The organism is Pseudomonas sp. KBN10P06128, from assembly GCF_037574945.1.
Classification (GTDB): domain Bacteria; phylum Pseudomonadota; class Gammaproteobacteria; order Pseudomonadales; family Pseudomonadaceae; genus Pseudomonas; species Pseudomonas aeruginosa.
Map to the genome: position 1 here is coordinate 2,089,318 of NZ_JBBELR010000001.1, position 19,685 is coordinate 2,109,002.

General features: G+C 59.5%; 17 protein-coding genes and 3 pseudogenes. 8 read left to right on the forward strand and 12 right to left on the reverse strand.

The window, feature by feature from the left end; translation table 11 throughout:
- Nucleotides 1–17 precede the first annotated feature (17 nt).
- The gene (locus VQ065_RS09955; protein WP_003086197.1) at nt 18–908 is read left to right on the forward strand and encodes a LysR family transcriptional regulator; all 891 of its coding nucleotides are present in this window, start codon (nt 18–20) and stop codon (nt 906–908) included.
- A gap of 328 nt (nt 909–1,236) precedes the next feature.
- Here the strand turns inward: VQ065_RS09955 and VQ065_RS09960 are convergent, their stop codons facing one another.
- From VQ065_RS09960 to VQ065_RS09990, 7 genes and pseudogenes are all read right to left on the reverse strand, one after another.
- A complete protein-coding gene (locus VQ065_RS09960) occupies nt 1,237–1,491 on the reverse strand; it encodes a hypothetical protein (RefSeq protein ID WP_003086201.1) in 255 nt (84 codons plus the stop codon).
- A 76-nt stretch (nt 1,492–1,567) separates the two neighbouring features.
- A complete protein-coding gene (locus tag VQ065_RS09965; protein WP_225525649.1) occupies nt 1,568–1,789 on the reverse strand; it encodes an NAD(P)-binding protein in 222 nt (73 codons plus the stop codon).
- Between the two features lie 135 nt (nt 1,790–1,924).
- Entirely contained in the window at nt 1,925–2,524 is a 600-nt protein-coding gene (locus VQ065_RS09970; protein ID WP_003086204.1) for a substrate binding domain-containing protein, read from the reverse strand.
- 49 nt (nt 2,525–2,573) lie between these two features.
- Nucleotides 2,574–2,721: pseudogene (locus VQ065_RS09975) on the reverse strand (IS3 family transposase); the annotation flags it as partial.
- Between the two features lie 218 nt (nt 2,722–2,939).
- Nucleotides 2,940–4,976 (reverse strand): FUSC family protein, encoded by a 2,037-nt coding sequence (locus VQ065_RS09980; RefSeq protein WP_003086207.1) that lies wholly within the window; start codon nt 4,974–4,976, stop codon nt 2,940–2,942.
- Complete coding sequence (gene mdtN / locus VQ065_RS09985; RefSeq protein ID WP_023094861.1) at nt 4,960–6,039, reverse strand: multidrug transporter subunit MdtN; 1,080 nt, start codon at nt 6,037–6,039, stop codon at nt 4,960–4,962. Before mdtN ends, VQ065_RS09980 begins: the two co-directional genes overlap by 17 nt.
- 12 nt (nt 6,040–6,051) lie before the next feature.
- The gene (locus VQ065_RS09990) at nt 6,052–6,321 is read right to left on the reverse strand and encodes a YtcA family lipoprotein (protein ID WP_023094860.1); all 270 of its coding nucleotides are present in this window, start codon (nt 6,319–6,321) and stop codon (nt 6,052–6,054) included.
- A gap of 342 nt (nt 6,322–6,663) precedes the next feature.
- On the opposite strand from VQ065_RS09990, the gene VQ065_RS09995 reads away from it, so the two are divergent.
- Together VQ065_RS09995 and VQ065_RS10000 are read left to right on the forward strand one after the other, a co-directional pair.
- On the forward strand, nt 6,664–7,812 hold the full coding sequence (locus VQ065_RS09995; protein ID WP_023098785.1) for a PucR family transcriptional regulator: 1,149 nt from the start codon (nt 6,664–6,666) through the stop codon (nt 7,810–7,812).
- Nucleotides 7,813–8,300: 488 nt separating this feature from the next.
- Entirely contained in the window at nt 8,301–8,522 is a 222-nt protein-coding gene (locus tag VQ065_RS10000; protein ID WP_049821745.1) for a VOC family protein, read from the forward strand.
- Between the two features lie 108 nt (nt 8,523–8,630).
- Here the strand turns inward: VQ065_RS10000 and VQ065_RS10005 are convergent, their stop codons facing one another.
- The 3 genes and pseudogenes from VQ065_RS10005 to VQ065_RS10015 all read right to left on the reverse strand — a co-directional run.
- Complete coding sequence (locus VQ065_RS10005) at nt 8,631–10,880, reverse strand: DEAD/DEAH box helicase (protein WP_003086216.1); 2,250 nt, start codon at nt 10,878–10,880, stop codon at nt 8,631–8,633.
- Nucleotides 10,881–10,984: 104 nt separating this feature from the next.
- Nucleotides 10,985–12,430: a DUF6094 domain-containing protein gene (locus VQ065_RS10010; RefSeq protein ID WP_023098784.1), complete on the reverse strand. Its 1,446-nt coding sequence runs from the start codon at nt 12,428–12,430 to the stop codon at nt 10,985–10,987.
- Between the two features lie 29 nt (nt 12,431–12,459).
- Nucleotides 12,460–12,741: pseudogene (locus tag VQ065_RS10015) on the reverse strand (hypothetical protein); the annotation flags it as partial.
- 52 nt (nt 12,742–12,793) lie between these two features.
- On the opposite strand from VQ065_RS10015, the pseudogene VQ065_RS10020 reads away from it, so the two are divergent.
- The 4 genes and pseudogenes from VQ065_RS10020 to VQ065_RS10035 all read left to right on the forward strand — a co-directional run.
- Nucleotides 12,794–13,370: pseudogene (locus VQ065_RS10020) on the forward strand (integrase core domain-containing protein); the annotation flags it as partial.
- A 136-nt stretch (nt 13,371–13,506) separates the two neighbouring features.
- Complete coding sequence (exoU, locus tag VQ065_RS10025; RefSeq protein WP_023098783.1) at nt 13,507–15,570, forward strand: type III secretion system effector cytotoxin ExoU; 2,064 nt, start codon at nt 13,507–13,509, stop codon at nt 15,568–15,570.
- Nucleotides 15,567–15,980 carry a CesT family type III secretion system chaperone SpcU gene (gene spcU, locus VQ065_RS10030; protein WP_003134054.1) on the forward strand — a complete coding sequence of 138 codons (414 nt, stop codon included), beginning with the start codon at nt 15,567–15,569 and terminating at the stop codon, nt 15,978–15,980. Before exoU ends, spcU begins: the two co-directional genes overlap by 4 nt.
- A gap of 392 nt (nt 15,981–16,372) precedes the next feature.
- Nucleotides 16,373–16,777 (forward strand): acyl-CoA thioesterase, encoded by a 405-nt coding sequence (locus tag VQ065_RS10035; RefSeq protein WP_003108604.1) that lies wholly within the window; start codon nt 16,373–16,375, stop codon nt 16,775–16,777.
- 120 nt (nt 16,778–16,897) lie between these two features.
- On the opposite strand, the gene VQ065_RS10040 is transcribed toward VQ065_RS10035, so the two are convergent.
- Entirely contained in the window at nt 16,898–17,458 is a 561-nt protein-coding gene (locus tag VQ065_RS10040) for a hypothetical protein (RefSeq protein ID WP_003086226.1), read from the reverse strand.
- A gap of 377 nt (nt 17,459–17,835) precedes the next feature.
- Nucleotides 17,836–18,474: an NUDIX hydrolase gene (locus VQ065_RS10045; protein WP_003086228.1), complete on the reverse strand. Its 639-nt coding sequence runs from the start codon at nt 18,472–18,474 to the stop codon at nt 17,836–17,838.
- A 598-nt stretch (nt 18,475–19,072) separates the two neighbouring features.
- Here VQ065_RS10045 and VQ065_RS10050 point away from each other — a divergent pair.
- The gene (locus VQ065_RS10050; RefSeq protein ID WP_003134050.1) at nt 19,073–19,450 is read left to right on the forward strand and encodes an Hpt domain-containing protein; all 378 of its coding nucleotides are present in this window, start codon (nt 19,073–19,075) and stop codon (nt 19,448–19,450) included.
- Nucleotides 19,451–19,685 lie beyond the last annotated feature (235 nt).

The following is a 19,685-nucleotide window of genomic DNA, read 5'->3' on the forward strand; positions in this document are numbered from 1 at the left end:
CAAGGCTGAGGGACTGTATGTTAAGACTCGATGATATGGAAATTTTCGTAGAGGTTGTTCGGCAGAATAGTCTTCGAAAAGCGGCGGAAAAACTAAAAATACCAGTTTCTACATTGTCAAGAAGATTGTCAGTTTTAGAGAAAGAGATAGGCGTTCGACTAATTCGGAGAACTACTAGAACCTTAGAGGTTACAGAGCTTGGGAACGCATACTATCAACGATGCAAACCAATAGTAGATGAGGCACGTGTAGCAAATCAAAGTTTGAGTGATATGGCTTCGGCGCCGTCTGGCCTGCTTCGAGTTTCAATGCCGGTAGATTTTTCCATAGCATATATAATGCCATTGGTCATTAAGTACTCGGAAATTTATCCAGATATTGATTTTGAGTTTGATCTCACTCCTCGTCAAGTAGATTTGACGAGAGAGCCTCTGGATGTGGCGATAAGGCTAGGAGAGCAACAAAGCTCTAGTTTGATAGCTAGGCATTTGATTACGATTCCTCGCTATTTATATGCATCTCCTGAATATTTGAAGGTCAATGGTTATCCATCCTCCCCTTCTGAACTACATTCTCATAAATGTTTGATAATGAATACGCCGCAGGAGAGAAAATACTGGAGCTTACTAGGTAAAGATGAAGAAGCGGAAGTTGAACTAAAGGGACGGTTTCTTATGAATAGCATAGGCATGTTAAAAAATTTAGCTATAATGGGGGAGGGAATTGCAATGATTGCTCCAGGAGTGGTCAGAAAAGAAGCATCCGATGGTGAACTGGTTAGGGTTTTGCCAGAATGGAGTGGTAAACCACTATCCGTATACGCATTAACCGAAAACAGATTGAGTCCAGTTAAAATATCAAGTTTCATAGATTTTCTGTATGATGGTCTTAGAAACGAGAAGGATTGATTCTTTACTTTGCTCTGAATTTTTAGTCTGACTGATCTTGTCGTAATTCTCTTCTGGCTTTTGTTTGTTTTTAGATAAGTTCCGGATAATTGGTTTTTGTTTTAGAGGGCTTTAGATTTTTATCTTATTGTCTGTTGTTGATTTGTTTTTTGAGAATTCAACTAAGTTTTTCAGCAGAAGCGTGTGCCAAGGGGAGCGGCTATGACAGTTGAACTGTAACCCATGTGTCTAATCCTGCACTGTAAGGGCCTCTGTGAAGTGCTGGGTGATGACGGATAGATCCAGCAACCTGAAAACTCCTGTTCTGGCGTCCCGCTGAGATGGAATTTCAGACAGTTGCACTGGATACCCACGTACAAGCCTGGCCGATGACATAGCGAGCTTGCAGGCTTTCGCCGTCGGCGAGACGGATGGCCACACCCTCGGGAAGGAACTCGAATCCTTCGATGCGCGTGTGGTGGCGGGCGTTCGCGCCGTGCTGGAGCGCGAGCAGCAAGGCGTAGAAGTCGATGTCCTGGCGATACAGGTGGGCCTCCGGAGCGTCCAGCGGAGGGGCGACGACATGCTCGGCAGCGCTGTCCACGCCGGCAGCGTGCCAGGCGAAGCTGAATGCCAGCTTGATCCCGCAGGCTGACGATCCGATGTGCCGGACGATCTGCTCAGGATTGGGGATGAAGGCCAGTTCGGGGATCCCGAAGCGTTGCGCGAGGAGGCGCAGGAGCAGGCCGCTCTCGGGGGGGCATGGCCTCGCCGATGGAGAATCGCGGATGTTGACCGGCATCCAGGATGAGAGTTTTCAGACCGTGCTTCGCCAGAATCGCTGCCGAAATCGAGCCTGCGATACCGCTGCCAATGATGACGATGTCGTACGTACGACTCATGAACTAACCCGGTTTGTCGTGGTGGATCTGGAAAGTGTCGTGGTGCGTGCCGCGGATGTTAGAAGGAGCCGGCCAATCGAGCTGGCGTCTGCTGGAACCGCAGGTCCCAGTAGAGCGTCTCGCCGATTGCGCTCTTTAGCTCGCTGAGAAACAGCGAGATCTTCGCCGGTACCACCGAACCCTGCGGTCGCCGTAGATGCCCCCCTGCGCTTGCTCCGGCAGAGCGTGTCGTTCGAGAAAGGTCACCAGCCTACCGCTGACCACTTCTTCGTGGACCAGCCAGGTCGGCGCATGAATGATCCCCAAGCCTTGCAAGGCTCCTTCCACCAGGAGCTCGGCACTGTTCACGGACAGGCGGCTGACCGGCGAGATCCTGATTCGCCTGGTACTGTCGGCGCTGCTGAACTGCCAGCTCAACGAGGCGTTGCTGCAGCCGTTGTGTTGCAGGCAGATGTGCCGTTCGAGTTCTTCCGGGGTGCGTGGCAGACCGTGCTTCAGCAGGTATTCCGGGCTGGCGCAGAGCACCCGGAGTAGCCCCGCCAGCTTCGAGCAGATCAGGCTGCTGTCCGGCAGGATGCCGAGACGGATGCAGAGATCGAGTTTTTCCCCGACGGGATCGACAAACCTGTCGTTCAGGGAGAAATCCAGTTTGAGGCCGGGATTCTTTTTCAGCAGTGTGCTGAGCAGTGGTGCGATATGTCGCCGGTCGAACGCGACCGGTGCCGAGACTCTCAACGTACCTACGGCCGAAGAGGTGTGTTCCTTTATTTCATTTCTGGCTTGGTTTCTGCTGCCTGGGGGGAGGCGCTTTGCTCTTCGGGATCACGCCATCGTGCTCCTGTGGGAGCTGCTGCCCAATGCTGCAAGGCCGAATCCACTCCCCCCGGCGAACGGTAGGCGTCGATATGGTAGTAGCTTTGGCCCAGCACCACGGCAGCGACCTCTCGCTTGAACTCGGCGGAAAACGTACGTCATTGCTTGCTCATCAGACACCTCTCTCTCGGCGAGGATTCTTGCCTAAATCGGTATCCGGCATCAGTGGACCACTACAAGCCCCACCACTGTTCAGGAGCGTGAAGTACAAGCATCAGTAGCATTTCCAAAGGTAGGGTAAGGAGGTTAACGACAAGGCGTAGCCGGTGGAATTAATTTATGGCCGGGCAGGGCGGTCAAATAAAGGCTGCGTCTTCAGGTGCTCGATTTCCCTTACCAACTCGTTTAGCAGGCTGGGTAGCGGCGATTTCTCTAAGTCTTCGAGTTCACGACGGAGTCTGTACCAGCTTTCGTCCAGCGTTGTGGTAGGCATCAACGCCGCGTCGAGTTGACCGGCCAGCCAGTCTGCGTACCGTTCCAGGCAGGCGGCGGCCTGTTCGCAGAACTCCAGCAAGGCCAGGCGTAATTCCGGTTTCAACCGGGCATGAGCGAGTTCCGTCTGTAGGCTATCACTGGTCAGGACGATCACCCTGATCGCTGCAAGAATCTCCTGTAGGCGCAGTGTTAGCACCTCCTGCTGGCCTTCGCCAGACTGCCAACTGGGCTCAAGGATTACTCGCGCGAGCATGTCCTGGCTGTCGTTCAGTTCGCTCCAGAGTTGTGGGTCCGTGGTGGCGCTGTTGGTGCGTCCGCGTCGCAGCGAGGTGGCTACCGCGCGCGACAACCGAGCCAGGCGTTGGCGCAGGGCTTCTCCCTCCGCCTCTGGCCAGAGCAGAACATGGATGACCCAGGAAATGCCCGCGCCCAGCAGGATGCCCAGCAGGCGGTCGCGGATTTCCGTCAGGTCGGTGCTCGGCGAGAAGCCTTCCATCAGGGCCAGGGCGAAGGTGAACATGATCTGCGTGCCAGCGTAGCTGATCCGCTCCGATCCGGCCGAGACCCAGGAAGCTAGCGCGATTACTGGCAGGACCATACCCAACAGGCCGATGATGTCATCGAGGTGCGGCACCACCCAGAGCATCATGGCCAATGCGAGACTACCGCCAAGCAAGGCTCCGACCACCCGCAGCAGACTACGCTGGCCGGTGGCGCCGAGGCTGGGCTGGGCGACGATCAGGCAGGTCAGCATGATGGTATGCGCGCCCTGCCAGTCGCTGGCGGTATAGAACAGGTAGCAGAGCAGGGCGGCGAGCAGGGTCTTCAGGGAGAACTGGATATAGGCCGGGTTGTCGAAGGCGTCGCCGACCATCAACGGCGGGGTGCTGCTGGCCTTCAGCTTCGGGCTGGCGTTGTCGTGTTCGCATAGGGCCAGCAGGACCAGGCGCATTTCCTGGCAGGCGCTCGGCAGTGCACGGGTGTCGAGCTGTGCCAGCTCGTTGGGGAAGCGCGGGGCTTGTGCGTTTTCCGTGGCGATCCGTAGGGTATGGATGGCCTGCTGCAACACCAGTAGAGCCGGTGATGCGCTGGGTGTTTCCTGCAATTGCCGGGCGAGCAGGAGCAGGCGGGAGATTGCGCCGACGCGGGCCAGGTGAGCGCCCTGCTCGGCGCGGAAGCGCGGGTCGCGCATGCTGGCGAAGCGCAGCAACTGCTGAGAGGCCAGGAGGCTACGCTGGAGATCGAGCGGGGCCATGCGCGCAGCCGGTGTGGCGGTGTCTGGCAGCAGGCTGGCGGCGATTATCTGCAATTGCCCCAGCAGGTGCGTGCGCAGTTGTTTCTGCGGCTCCAGTGGAAGGAACAGGGTATTGATCAGCAGGGTCAGCATGATCGCATAGTTCACCGCGACCCAGACCCAGAGCAACTGGCGCAGGACGATTTCACCTTGGTCGGTGAGATCGGCGAAGCTCTGCGAGTAGATGACCACTATGCCGATGACGAAGAACACCGTGCCGATCCGCGTGGTGCGCATCAGGAAGGTGCTGCAGAAGAACAGCAGGGAGGCGCCGAGGATGCGTAGCATAGGGTGGTCGTAGGTGAACTTCAGCAGCAGGATCGACAGGCCGATGGCCAGCGTCGAGCCGACGACGAACAGGCTGCCGATCAGGCGCGTGACCACCACGTTGGTCTGCGTGACGTAGAAGACGACGATCAACGATAGCGCTAGGAAGGGGATCTGCAAGGCCATCGAGACGAGGATTACCAAGGCGCAGCCGAGCAGGCTGCGCAGCATCAGGTTGAGCCGGCCTGGGTAGGAGCGCAGCTCGCCCGCGAGGAAGTCGCGCAGGCGCGCGATGCCCGAATCAGCGGGGCTGCGCATGGGAGGTAGGGGCCGCCGCGGTGGGTTCCTGGGCGTCATCGGGACGCAGGATCGCCACCGCCGACGCGCCTATCCGGAATAGCTCGGGGTCGGTGGCACTAACCGCGATCTTCACCGGGAAGCGCTGCGACACCCGCACCCAGTTGATGCTCCGCTGCACCTGTGGCAGACCCCCGACGACGGTTCCACCATCGTCGGGCGTGACTCCGTAGCTGATGGAGTCGACCCGGCCGCGAAAATGCCTGCCGGTATCGCTGAGCAGATAGAGCGTGGCCGGTGTTCCGGCGCGGATGTCTTTGAGGTCGGTTTCGCGGAAGTTGGCGATGACGTACCAGTGGCACGCATCGATCAGAGTGAACACCGGCTTGTAGGCCGAGGCGAACTGGCCGACGGTGGTGCGCAGGGCCGCCACGCGGCCATCGAACGGCGCGCGGACCTCGGTGAACTCCAGGTTCAGTTCGGCGATGGCGATCTGCGCCTCAATCTCGGCACGTTGTGCCACCAGCGCGTCGACCCCGCTTACCGCCGCCGCCGCGCGTTGGGCCTGGAGCCGAGCGCTATTCAGTTCGGCGCCGGTGGAGCGTTGCGCGGTGCGCGCCTGGTCTACCGACTCTGCCGAGACGTAGCCGCCGGGCAGCAGCTTTTCCAGGCGCCGCAGGGTGTCGCCGGCCTGCTTGGCCTGGGCGCGGGCGCGCTCCACTGCGGCGACCGCAGAGGCGGCTTCGTATTCCTGGGCGTTGACCGAGCGCTGGGTCAGCTCGATCTGCCGGTCCAGGGTGATCAGGCTGGCCCTGGCCTGGGCCAGCGCATCCCGGTAGGGGCGCGGGTCGATGCGCAGGAGCAGGTCGCCCTGCCTGACCAACTGGTTGTCGCGCACCGGCAGTTCGATGATCCGCCCGTTGACCTCGGGCACGACATCGATGGTATCGGCGTAGACGTAGGCATCGTCGGTGCTTGGCGCCGTTTCCAGACGATGGATCACATAGCCGAGCATGACCAGGCAGATGAGAGTGAGCAGCAACACGGGCAGTCGGCTACGCCGGGCAGGAACTGTCTGGGTCATGGGCGAAAAGTCTTAGCGATGGAAAAAGACGAGCCATAGCGACATGGCGAGCAGGGTAGTGAGGAGTGGATAGCTCAGCGCCAGCGGCTCCAGCCGTCGGTGCCTGTCGGATCTGCTCAGGAGCGCGTGGATGAGCGCTATGCCGACGACGCCGCCGATGATGCAGAACAGCCAGTCTGGAAAGGCCGCGCCAAAGAGCACGAGCGAGGGAGACATCGAACAACCGCCGAGCAGGATACTGGCCAGCAACAGTGCCTGCCTGGGTCGAGTGGGAATTGGCATGCACGCTACCTGGGGCTACGGAATTCGGGCGATAGGGTCGGCAGACCACGAGAAAGTCGGTGGTGCATATGCTATTGCGGATTGGCGCTGTTGGGTATTGTGAATAACTACAAGTTTATTTTTGGTTTTTCACAATGAAAGTTGCGGTAAGCCTTCTGCTATTCTTTGCTGCGCCGACTACTGGTTTATTGTCTTTTCGTATTCTTAGTTGCTTCTTCATATGTCGAGGAAAAAGTGATCGCTTCGATTCCTACGATGAGTGATCGATTGAGAGCGATCACTGCGAAACTTGCCGAAGACCCTCAGCGGATAAGCGGACGGGTTCATTCTGAACTGCTGGACATGGAGGGTTACCGGGACCTCTCCGCAGAGGCCCGTGAAAGCGTCGACGAGTTCCTGGTCTGCTCCGTGGAACTCTGGTGCGAAGCCCTGCTCAGTGGCGCCGGCCTGTCCGCCGAGGCGCGCGAGGTTTTTGCCGGCTACGGGCGGCGCCGGGCACACCAGGGAGTGCCCCTCCAATCGCTGATGCGTGCATTCAGCATCGGCATTCGCGAGATCTGGCAGGGCTATCTGGAACTGGCCGGGGACAGCGAGGAATTGGGCAGGGAACTGCTGTTCGAGGTGTCCCGCTACATGTTTTGCTACTTCGACGAGGTCGCCGAAGAAACCGTCCAGGCCTATCTGGACGAACAGATCAGGAAGGTGCGCTGGCGCGAATACTTGGGCCAGCGGCTGTACTACATCCTGTTGCATACGCCGGAGGACGAGACGGGCTTCCGCGAAGTGCTGGTTGCCCTCGGTCTCGACCCGAGCATGCCACGCGTAGCGCTCGCGCTGGACGTCAGCATCGACGCGGAGAAACTGCGGAGTCGCGAGGAAGAGATCGAGCGCCTGCTCCTACAGGTCTCGCGTGCCTTCAGGGTGGCGACGGCGGACCTCGTGCGCACCTGGTACCGTGAGCGCCTGATCGTCTGGCTGCCCTGCGCCCACGGCGAAGCCATCAGCCAGGCCGACCAGCGCCTGGCCCGGGGCGTGGCGGCGTTGCTCGCCTCGCAGGCGGAGATCTACCAGGCTGGGCTGGGGATCATGAACCACGGCGCGCGGGGCTGGGCCCGTTCGATGGAGGAGGCGCTGAAGGCGCTGGATTTCTTTTCCGGCGAACGCGCCGAGCGAGCAGTCAGGCGCTACTCGAACATCCTGGTCGAGGATGGCATCCGTGGCAGCGAGAATGCGCTGCGCTACCTGGTGTCGCTGCTCGAACAACTGGGCAACGAGCCCGACCTGCTGCTGACCCTGGAAACCTACCTGAACCTGGGACGCCGTCGCGGCCATACGGCGAAACGCTTGGGCATCCATCCTAACACCCTGGATTATCGCTTAGGACGAGTCGAGGAATTACTTGGAGCGCGCTTGGCTGATGCCGACTGGGTCAACAGGCTGGATATCGCCTTGAGGTTGCGTCGGTATTCATCTGGGCGGAGTGGTGTGTGAGTGGGCCATTGGAGCGGCCTGTGTTTGGTTGACTTGTTCCCCGGTTTCAGTGTCAAGTCAAACTTATTGAGGAGAAATTGCCTTGTGAGGTTGTTTGAGTTGGCGGGATTTATGGTTTGGATTTTACTGCGTTTGTTTTAATTTTGACTTTCAATATGTAAAGTTTCTTGTTGTATGTCCAGGTTCCATATTGTTCTAGGTGAGTCTGTCTTTGATGATTGCCTAAGAAGGATTTATGATTTTTTGCGCTTTTCTTTACATGAATTTGCGCAAGACCTGTTTCTCTCCTTCCCCCCGCGTAGAAGCAGGTTTTTTTATTTTCTGGTGGCTCGATTAAAAGTGTATTTGGTGTGAGAGCTGGGGCCGTAGAGCGGTGCGTGCTCGACCCCGGCAGCGTGATCGACCTCAAGACTACCGCGATGGGAGATTCACGTTGGCATTCGTTGGTTATACCGATGAGCAAGATGTGGCAGTTTTGGAGTTGACCCATGACTGGGATCAAGATAGCTATGTTCTTGGCGATGGTTATGGGCATGTTGCCAATCGGAGTCGATGATGCAGCAGCGACCTGCGCAGAAGTTAAAGTACTGGGCTATAAAGTAATTCGTGAAACGGGTGCTATGAAGTATGGGTGTAGCATTATCGCATTTCTTGAGGGCCCAGACGGTTACAAGGTAGAGTTAATCCAGAAAGGTACTCAGTTTGGCTGATCGAGTAGGAGAAGATATTGTTTCGGTGGAACACTTTGCTCACTGCAAAGGCAGTTCTAGATGAGTAAAAATGAAGCTAAAACGGCCACCCGGAGGTGGCCTATGAGTTCATGCTGCAATAAGTTGTCGTGCCAACGCCATCTCCACCGAATCCCCATCCTGGTTCAACGAGTCGAGACCTGACTCGGGAACGTCTCCCGACGTGCTCTGAGCCACAGCGATCTTCTTGGCCATCAGCTGTAAGCAGGTGATCTGCGAGCTGCCGGCGTAGCCGAAGAACACCACCCGCACCGGGTGCTTCTGCCCGATCCTCCACGACCGCCGCGCGGCCTGCTGCAAGGTGTACACGTTGTACCCCGTCTGCAGGAACGCGATGGTCGGGAAGTCCAGCAGGTCCAGCCCGGTCTTCACCAGCTCCGGGTTGGTGATCAGCACATCGATGCCGCGATCGACCTGGTCGAGGATCCAATCCTCGCGTCGAGCGGTATCGACCGAAGCACGTAGCACTGCCACCTTCAGCCCGGATTGCTCGAGCACTTTCTTCAGCCTGGACGTGGTGTCGCGCGTCCCGCTGTAGACCGTGTAGGTCAGGACCTTGCGGCCCTTCGCTTTCTCCTCGAGGCAGAGGTCCACCAGCGCCTGCTCCTTGGGCATCAACTGCTCGTCGCCGAAGATCGCTGGCACGAAGGCCAGGGTGTCCCGGCTTCGCGGATGCTTGACGATCTCCGGTCGGAAACAGCAGTCCGGCCAAGCCAGCAGCACGTTGAGGACCACGCCCAGGAGCGTGGTATCTCGTCGCGCCAGAGCCTGGCGGAGCTCCGCTGTCAGCGTGGCCGCCAGGCGCTGATAGGCCGAGGCCTGCTCAGGCGCCATCGGCACGTCGACGAACTCCTCCTGGTAGTCGGGCAGTACGTTGCCACCGATATCCTTGAGCTTCAGGAACACGGTGAACGGCAATACGAAGCGGTGTATGCCCTTCGGGCCGAAGCCGGGAGCCTTCACCGTGCGTACCGAGAGCTTCTTGCCCCGGGCTGTCTTGTGCGAGTCACCGTCGCGTTCGGTGTAGATGTCCTTGAGCACTCCGTGGTCGCGCATGAACGACATGGCTGCTGGAGCCATGCTGCCGCGCGCGTTGGGCCGGTAGCCGTCCTCGATCATGCGCTGGGTGAGGATGCGGAACAGGAGGTAGAACAGGTCGTCGGCGTAGCCGCCCATGAGCGTTCCGGTCAACAGCACCGTTTTCCGTGCCTTGGCTGCGAGAACGCCCATGGCCTGGCCCTGAGCCGAGCCGCTGTTCTTGTACTCATGTCCCTCATCTACCACCAGCAGGTCGAAGTAGCCGTTGGGAAGCTGCCTTTTTATGAACTCAGTCGGTTGGTAGCCGCCTTCACCGAAGCCGAACTCGATGTTCGCCATCGATCGCTCCATGCGTTTGGCCTGCCGATCGCTGAAGACGAAGTTGCCCTTGGCGTCCATCAGGTTGATGAACTCCGAGACGTTGTCCACCAACATCGTGGCCAGGAAGTCCTCGCCGAAGTCGTTCAGCAGGCGCTCCGCCCTGACCGGGCCGATGGTTGGAATCCGACACATCGACGTGAGGATCGTTGCGCGCCGGTTGCCGCCGTTGGGCTTGCCTGGCCGGATCAGCGTCCAGAGCGCCCCACGACAGGAGGAACAGGTACGTCGACGGTCACCACGCTCGAACTCCTCCACCGTGACCAGGTTGCCTTCCAGGTCCTCGAGGACCTGCCCGCAATCCGGGCACGCAGCGAGCAACTGGCCGCCGGCGGCGCGTTTCTTCCAGCAGGCGAGCCGCCAGTGGAAGCCCATCCGCATCCGCACGCGGCCGAGGATGAAGAACTCCTGGCGTCCGTCGTAGGCGTCGCCCATCTGATCTCGCAGCTTGAGCAGCTTGAGTAGAGTATCTGGGCCATTGAGTACCCAGACTCGGGCGGCTGGGATGGTCTCCAGGATCTCGCGGCGCCACTTGTAGACCAGGTGCGGCGGAGAGATGACCAGGGTCCGGCGATAGCCGGCCGCGTGCATGACCGCTGCGACAGCGATGGCCATCATGGTTTTCCCGGTGCCCATCTCGGCGTTGATGATTCCGGCCTGCTCGTTACGGTCCAGCAACAGGGCGGTGATGGCCTGGACGACCTCGGCCTGGGCCGCGAAGGGCTTGCGCTTGAGTCGGTCCATCACCAACTGGCGGTGAGCGTTGTCGGAGCCGGTATAGACCGGGGGGTTGGAGCGATTGAGCGACTCCAGGAGCTCGTCGCCGAACTCGTCGATGAAGTCGGTCAGGTTGATGTTCAGGGGGGAGGCGGCCAGGGCGGCCGGTTGGGTCAGAGCGTTCATGTGCATCTCCTGCAGGTGAAGAACGGAGCAGGGCGTGCACGGTCCCCTTCGGGTATCGGCGTACCCTGCAGGGTGGAGTGGTAGGAATCGCCGCGGGGGCGAGGTCAGTAATCGCTAGGGAGCAAAAGCGTGGTTGAGCTGCGGTCTGCCTCAGTGATGATCCAGAGCCTGGATTCGTCGCCGGCGTCGATGTCGTAGGACGACAGCAGCCGATCGCCGAACTTCAGGGCTCTCTGGTTGGTGTTCCAGTCTTCCTGGTCCAGCGTCCCCCAGTCTCCCGCCAGATGGCGTTTCAGCAAAGGCGCTGGGTTGAGTTGACCGGTTTCCACCAGGTGGCTCACGGCTGCGGTCATTACGACCCGGCCAGGGCTGATCAGCAGCGGTGCGGGTGCGGGGGCCGGCTCAGGTTGGGGCTCTTCAGCTTCTTCCGTGGTCGCGGCCGAGGAGCTGATGGTCAGCACGCGGCCCTGATTGGCCGAGGAGGGTGTCATTTCCCATGCCCGGATGACCGGGATGAAACGGTCGGTGAGGATCCTCACCTCGGTGATGTTGCCGTCGTCGTCCTCAGTGAATTCGGTCTTGCAGACCTTGTCCTTGTAGGTGTCACCCTTCACGACCAGGATCCGGCCCGACTTCGATCGCACGACGCCAGATATCGCGCCGGCGGCCAGGGCCAGGTGCCAGCGAGACAGCTCGCGGACTGGTGGGCGCGGCTGCAGCCCCGCTTGCGCGAAGTGCAGGTTGAAGTCAGGCCAGAGACCTCGCAGCCGCTGGATTTCACCGGCGAACTGCTCCGGCTCCAGGGTTACTCGGTAGAAGTGCTCCAGCTCGCTGGTGGCCGGCAGAACCACGTAGGGTTCCCACGGCCAAGCCGCTGGAATTTCCTCGGCCTTTTCCTGGCCCGCGCCGATCGCCTGCAGGCGAGACCTCACCTGATTGGCGTCCGCCCGGGCCAGGTCTTGCCGACGGACCCGGATGCCGAAGATCACCACCTGCTTGAAGGTAGGATCCGCGGCTGCGTAGATGCGCAGGCCGGTGAAGTGGTTGCTCAACCAGCCAGTCAGCTCATCGTCCAAGACGTAGTGAGGAACAATCAGAACCATGACGCCGCCGTACTGCAGCAACGGCAGGCAGCGCTGGTAGAACGCTTTCTCCAGACGCCGGCGGCCGCTGCCCTGGTACTGCGACGCACCGGAGTGGTCCGCCACCAGGTCGCCATAAGGCGGGTTGAGCCAGAGCAGTCCGAACGACTGCCTGCTGATCATGGTGTCGAAAAGGTCACTGTGCAGCACTCGGTCAAGCAATCCTCGGGCATGGTCGGCGCGTTCGCGGTCGTACTCGACAGCGAGGGCTTGGACCTGATCGCGGCCGAGGGTGTGTGCTGCCTCAGCCAGGGCAACACCCTCACCGGCGCAGGGGTCACAGATCCTCATCCTGCCCGACGGGGCAGGAGTGAGGGCCTGCAGAGCGCGTTCGAGGGTGACCTCATCGGTAGGGAAGTAGCCGTTGCGTGCAAAGTTGCGCGCCAAGCGCGGGAACATGAGGGCCATGGGGCCTCCTTGAGTCTGAGAGGGATGGCTCAGGCTTGCGCCTGAGCATCGGTGGTAAGAATGCTTTCGCGGATCAGCTCACCGAGGGTGGGCTCGAGCACGTCGACCCGCAGGGCGAGTCGCCAGGCGCAGACGTTGCCGATCGTCCCTGGTAGGGCGGTCAACATCTGGTGCTGGGTGAGGATCTCCATCACAGGCTCGCGCCAGTGCTGCAGGAGGGGGAGCGGACAGGTTTCCATCACCAGCGGCCAGAGCCTCTGGTGTGGATCCTCATCGCGCTGCAGGAGTGCGAAGGCGAGGTGATTGCCTTGACCTGCTCCCCAACTTCAGTACCACGCTGAACTTAGTAGAGTCCGTTTTCCAAGCAGGAGACGGCAGTGCAGAAGCGTTCTTCTCGACTTCCTCAAGCGGGTCGAGGCCAGTGTACCGACCGAGCTGCACGCCCAACTGGTGGAACTGGCCCAGGAGCATCGACGCTGTGGCTAACGCCGCCTGCACATCCTGCTGTGGCGTGCAGGTCAACCACAAGCGGATTTACCGGCTGTACCGAGCCGCCGGCTTGATGGTGAGGCGGCGGAGGATCGTGGTGGCGCGGTTTCGCGGCTACCCGCAGGCGATCCGCACCGACCAGGGCCCCGAGTTCACCGGCAAGGCGCTTGATCAGTGGGCCTGTCAGCGTGACATCAAGTTGAAGCTGATTCAGCCTGGCCAGCCCACGCAGAGCGCCTTCATCGAGTCATTCAACGGCAAGTTCCGGGGCGAATGCCTCAATGAGCACTGCTCGCTGGTCGAAGCCAGAATCCGTATCGCGGCTTGGCGGGATTACAACGAGCACCGACCACACAGCGCCATTGGCAATCTCTCCCCGGCAGAGTTTGCTGCGAAGTGGCGAACCAACCAGCAGCAGCTGAAGCGGGAAAAGTTGATATCAACCCCATAGCCTACTAACTAGGCAGCGGTACTAAAACTGGGGGCAGGCCAGTCCGAACTGATAAAAAAACGTCCGAAACTGGCAAAACCTTATGGCCGGTTTTCCTAATATTTGCTCCGAACCCTCGGTATTTCAAGGAGCGAACATGCATATCCAATCGTTGGGGGCTACTGCCTCCTCGCTGAATCAGGAGCCTGTCGAAACCCCGTCGCAGGCAGCGCATAAGTCCGCCAGCTTGCGTCAGGAACCTTCAGGGCAAGGTCTCGGGGTTGCCCTAAAGAGCACGCCGGGAATACTTTCCGGGAAGTTGCCGGAAAGCGTTAGTGACGTGCGTTTCAGCAGTCCCCAAGGGCAAGGGGAGTCCCGTACTCTGACTGACTCGGCAGGGCCGCGGCAGATCACTCTGCGCCAGTTTGAGAACGGAGTCACCGAGCTACAGCTCAGTCGGCCACCATTGACCAGTCTGGTCCTAAGCGGCGGTGGTGCCAAAGGTGCGGCATACCCGGGAGCAATGCTGGCGCTAGAAGAGAAAGGCATGCTCGATGGCATCCGCAGCATGTCCGGTTCGTCCGCTGGCGGCATCACCGCCGCCCTTTTGGCCTCAGGTATGAGCCCGGCGGCGTTCAAGACCCTTTCCGACAAGATGGATCTTATTTCGCTGCTCGATAGCTCGAACAAGAAGCTGAAGCTGTTCCAACACATTAGCAGCGAGATCGGCGCATCGCTGAAAAAGGGCTTGGGCAACAAGATCGGCGGCTTCTCTGAGTTGCTGCTCAATGTACTCCCACGCATAGATTCGCGGGCTGAGCCCCTAGAACGCCTATTGCGCGACGAGACACGCAAGGCCGTGCTCGGACAGATCGCTACGCATCCAGAGGTTGCACGCCAGCCGACCGTTGCCGCCATCGCCAGCAGATTGCAGTCCGGCTCCGGAGTCACCTTTGGCGATCTAGATCGGTTGAGTGCTTACATTCCCCAGATTAAGACGCTGAACATCACAGGTACGGCCATGTTCGAGGGGCGTCCGCAATTAGTGGTGTTCAATGCCAGCCACACACCGGATCTGGAGGTCGCCCAGGCGGCACATATCTCCGGTTCCTTCCCAGGAGTGTTCCAGAAGGTCAGCTTGAGTGATCAGCCGTACCAGGCCGGCGTAGAGTGGACAGAATTCCAGGATGGCGGGGTGATGATTAACGTGCCGGTCCCTGAGATGATCGACAAGAATTTTGACAGCGGGCCACTGCGGCGCAACGACAACCTGATCCTTGAGTTCGAGGGCGAAGCTGGGGAGGTAGCGCCCGACCGAGGTACTAGGGGCGGCGCGCTCAAGGGCTGGGTCGTCGGGGTGCCTGCCCTGCAGGCGCGCGAAATGCTGCAGCTCGAGGGCCTGGAGGAATTGCGCGAGCAAACCGTTGTGGTGCCGTTGAAGAGCGAGCGCGGTGATTTCAGTGGCATGCTCGGTGGCACCTTGAACTTCACCATGCTGGACGAGATCAAGGCGCATCTTCAGGAGCGCCTCCAGGAGCGAGTCGGTGAACATCTGGAGAAACGTCTTCAGGCTTCAGAGCGTCATACCTTCGCTTCTCTCGACGAGGCGCTGCTGGCACTTGATGACAGTATGCTCACCAGTGTTGCTCAACAGAACCCGGAGATCACAGACGGGGCGGTGGCTTTTCGCCAGAAGGCGCGGGATGCGTTCACCGAGCTGACTGTCGCTATCGTTAGCGCCAATGGCTTGGCGGGTAGGCTCAAGTTGGACGAGGCTATGCGCTCCGCTCTTCAGCGACTCGATGCGCTGGCAGATACTCCGGAACGCCTAGCATGGTTGGCAGCTGAGTTGAACCATGCTGATAACGTTGATCATCAGCAGTTACTCGATGCCATGCGCGGGCAGACGGTGCAGTCGCCGGTGCTCGCCGCTGCGTTAGCAGAGGCGCAGCGCCGCAAAGTGGCGGTTATTGCCGAGAACATTCGTAAGGAAGTTATCTTCCCCTCTCTGTATCGCCCTGGCCAGCCGGATTCCAACGTAGCTCTGTTACGTCGGGCGGAGGAGCAGCTACGGCATGCCACCAGTCCGGCGGAAATCAATCAAGCGCTGAACGATATCGTCGACAACTACTCGGCACGAGGCTTCCTGCGTTTCGGCAAACCCTTGAGTTCGACTACCGTTGAGATGGCTAAGGCTTGGCGGAATAAGGAGTTCACATGATTGATACATGGCTGGCACAGTGGGGCTTGAGACTTCCCTCGAGCAACGATGCCACGTTGCGGCTGCAACCGGCAGAGGGACCGGAACTGGTTATGGAGCGCCTCGAGGGCGGTTGGCTTTTCGTCGTCGAGTTGGGACTTGTGCCTTCAGGGTTACCGCTGGGTGTGATCTTGCAATTGTTACAAGTGAACTCTCCATTCTCATCCTTGGCACCGGTGAAACTTGCGGCGGACGATGCCGGTAGACTTGTGCTCTGGGCTGAGGCACGTGATGGCGTTGACGATGTGGATGCACTGAACCGCTTGCACGATAGGCTGCGGGAAGGACATTCACGATTAGTGCCATTGCTAGAGCCCACGGGTGAGTTGGTTCCAGCTCAGATACAAACCAGCGCGTTAGTGTTCGTTTGAACGCAAGGGGAAGGAGCGATACTGCCAATAAAATCCGCAGTTGGTAATTTCTCTAATAGATGGGCCACCCGAAGGTGGCCTATCTGTTCATGCTGCAATGAGTTGTCGTGCCAACACCATTTCTACCGAGCCCCATCCTGGTTCAACGAGCCGAGGCCCTCGAGGTGGGCTTTTCTGTTTCTGGAGTCCGGATATCTGATCCACAGCGCGCCAGAACGAGCGGCTGGTTTCGTGCTTTCGCCAGTTATATCGGCACTGGCCCACATTCGTGTGCCTGCCAGTCTGTTTCCATGCAGCCTGGTGAACAGGTGCATGGCTATCCGAGGATTTGTCAGTGGGCCTGGACTTTCATAGAGTGAAGCTCCTTTCCTCGCGACTGGATTAGTGACGCGATGCCGACCCCGGTTTTCATAAAAAGAACGGTACTGTTTGGCGACTGTGATCCCGAAGGGATCGTCTATACGCCACGTTTTTCATACTTCGTGCTGGAAGCGGTGCAGGAGGCGCTCGGGGTCTGGCTGGGAGGGCCGGGGCTCAGAACCCTCCTGGGTTTCAGGATTCTTCCCCCGGCGAGAGCGTTCTCCCTGGAATTCCTGCATCCGGTCACCTGGGACGACGAACTCACGCTGCGAGTGGGTGTGTCGAACGTGGGGACGCATTCTTTCTCGTTTTCAGTCGAAGGACGTCTTTCGCCGGACGTGGTGGCGTTCACTGCGAGCCTGACGCAGGTCTGTGTCTCCCCGGATACCCGCGAAGTCATGGAGGTCCCCGCGCAGCTCCGCGCGCTCCTCGCATAGAGACACATTCTGGCTATTCGTCGCGGCGCTGGCTACGGCCGGCAGGACGCTGCGAGCGGCATGCCGCTGACCTGCTCCGTGGCGCTCCGGAGGAGGGCGGCAAGCCGCCTTCCTTCATTTCTACTCGTTGCCGAGCATCGCATCCAGATCGCGCATGGTCTGTTTCTTGGCCTGGACGCCCTGCAGTTCGACGAACATTGCCTGGACGGTCTGCACCATGCGCGCAATGGGCATCTTGCCCAGCGGCAACATCTGGTTGTTGTCGCGGATGGCCGGGGCGCAGACGAAGGCGAACGAGCGTTGCAGCCAATAATCGTATTTCTCCGGGTCGATCCAGCCGTCGACGGTTTTCACGTTGGTGATGACGTTGTCGATGCGGCGCATGGCGCGTGCGTTGTCGAAGCGGACGCTGCGCTCCTTGCACTTGAACTGGACCTCGTAGGCCGTCAGCGTCGGCATCGACCGGTCTTCGAATAGCTGGATGATCTGCGCCGACTGGATACCTTTGGGTTGCTGCAAGATGCCGGTGGCGTTGGCGACGAATACCTCGTTGTTGTAGCGTTCGCCCTTGCCGTAGACGATCCAGTAGTCGCCGGTGCTTTCGGCGACCGCAGTCGTTGCCGTGCAGATGAAGGCGAGCGGCAGCAGCCAGCGCCGAGCGTGAAGGAATGGTTTGCCCATGAGTTCGTCCTTGAATGTCTTGTTCCCGACCGCGGAGGGTCATCCAAGGGACGAATCATAGGTGCATCCCAAGGTGAGGGTCGACTAGCACGGATGAGCTATGGACGAAGCGGGGGGAACTCGCTCGGAGCTTGCACGTTCGGGATGGTCGGGCGGCTGGCGCTTCGGGTGCGCTCCGGCAAGCATTCGAACGAGAACGACGGGCTGGCTTTACTGCTCGGAAGGCACGCTGCACCGCTGTTGGCGGCGTCAAGCTGCCGGCGATGGGGGAGGGCGGCAGGCGCTCATCGGCTGGTCGGTCGATCTGCCGGGTGCGCCTGCTGGACGCCGTTGGGGTCAGGCCGTCTGCCGCGCGATGACTCCATGAGGTCTGCAGCCTAGTCGAAAAGCGCCTCTGGCGTTCCTGCGCGGATTCGCTGCCATAACGTCTGGATCTGCGAGGCCAGTACCCGGTGCTCGGAAAGCGGCGGCAAGGCGTCCACCGGAAAGTACTCGGCCGCCGACGTTTCGTCCGTTTGTTGCTGAAGCCTGCCACCGGTGACGTGGCAGAAGAAGAAAGCTTTCAACGCATGCGGCAGTTGGGGAGGGTGGGGATGCTTGTGCTTGTCCAGCAATGCCAACAGGCGTATCGCTCGGACTTCCAGTCCGCTCTCTTCCTGGGTTTCGCGAACTACCGCATCTGCCGGCGACTCGTTTACGTCGCACCAGCCGCCCGGTAGGGTCCAGCGACCATCCGAGGCCTCGCGGACCAGCAGGACCCGCTGTTGCGAGTCGAGGATCAACGCACGGACGTCCAGTTTCGGGGTCGGGTAGTGGCTGTCCAGGGCGATCCAGTTCTCGACCCGTTCGTACGCTACCCCCTGGTCGCTGGCGATGAATTCGGCGACGGCATGCTGGAGCGCGCGAAAGCGTCCGATGTCGAAGCGGTCCTTGGAAAAGGCGAGACCGGCCTGGGCGGTGGACAGTATCAATTCCAGAAGATGGGCAAGCGCCCTGGGATCGCTGACCGATGGCACCTTTCCTTCCGTTTTTTCGGCCTTCGGGTGGTCCGCGTCGTGCGAGCCGTCCAATGGTTGTGCCATAGATAGAACCCTCGCTGCTCGATGATCTGTAGAGCTGGTTTTCAACCAGGTGTTCCCTGCGTCTTCCTCGTATGCCTGTGCACGCCAATAGTGGTTCATCAAACCCTGGTTGCGACCGTCGCTTTCCAACACATGCGCGTAACCCAGGTTCGCGTGTCGCAGCGATGGCTCCACTGCCAGGTTCGCTTCGAACCGTCAGGCGGTCGCAACTGATGACGCCTCTTCGCACAGACTTACCGTAGGAGTTTCCCTCCCCGAAGCGAGCGGTCGGGCCGGCTGCGGTCGGCTGGCAAAGGTAGACTCCGTGCCGGCCATGAGCGTTTCCAGGGCCGTTTGGGGCCGTTCGATGAGGCGCAACAAGCGATGCTCCCCTGTTTGGACGGCAGAGGCGGAGGCAATTCCCTTATGCTGCTTGCGGATAACTGGCCCGGACGGCATATACGGCCTTGTCGTTCTACGGATGCCTGGAGTCCCGCAGGCGGGACAGCGCAATGCGCAGTGACCTTCCTTTAAGCATATCGATGGAGTCTGTATGAAAGCGCTTGGTTCGGAATCGCCGATGGAAAGTCTTTTCGACATTCGTTCGCTGGAGGCCATTACCGGCGGCGAGCCGGCTGCATTGCGGCGGTTGCTGGAAACTTTATTGGCCAGCAGTCGGGATGATCGTACTCGGTTGGCGGAATTGCTTGAACTCGCAGACCTGCAAGGAGTGGCCGAACTTGCGCACAGGATAAAAGGGGCTGCGAGGGTGGTGGGCAGCAGCCTATTGGTCGAGTCTTGTTCCTGCCTTGAAAAGGCTTGCCAGAACCCATCGGAGTCTTCCGAGCGGATAGCCAATCTGGCCTCTTCATTGGAAGGCAAACTAAGTGCGTTCGAAATCAGTATCTCAACCGAATTGGCAAGGCTCTAGAGATCGGGACGGATAGAACTTTCAGAAGCTGTTCAGGTCTCTCCATAACCTGAATCGCCTCTATTCTCCAGCATGGATTTCTCGAACCCATAAGCTCCGCGTTTGCTGCTGGGGCAATGGGGTAATTGGGTACTTGCTGGGTTTGCTTTGATTTGTCTTGGTTTTTCATTCTTCCATATAAGAGGCGCTATCGAAGCTGATGGCGCTTCTTTCGGATCGTTCATTGTCTTTGGCT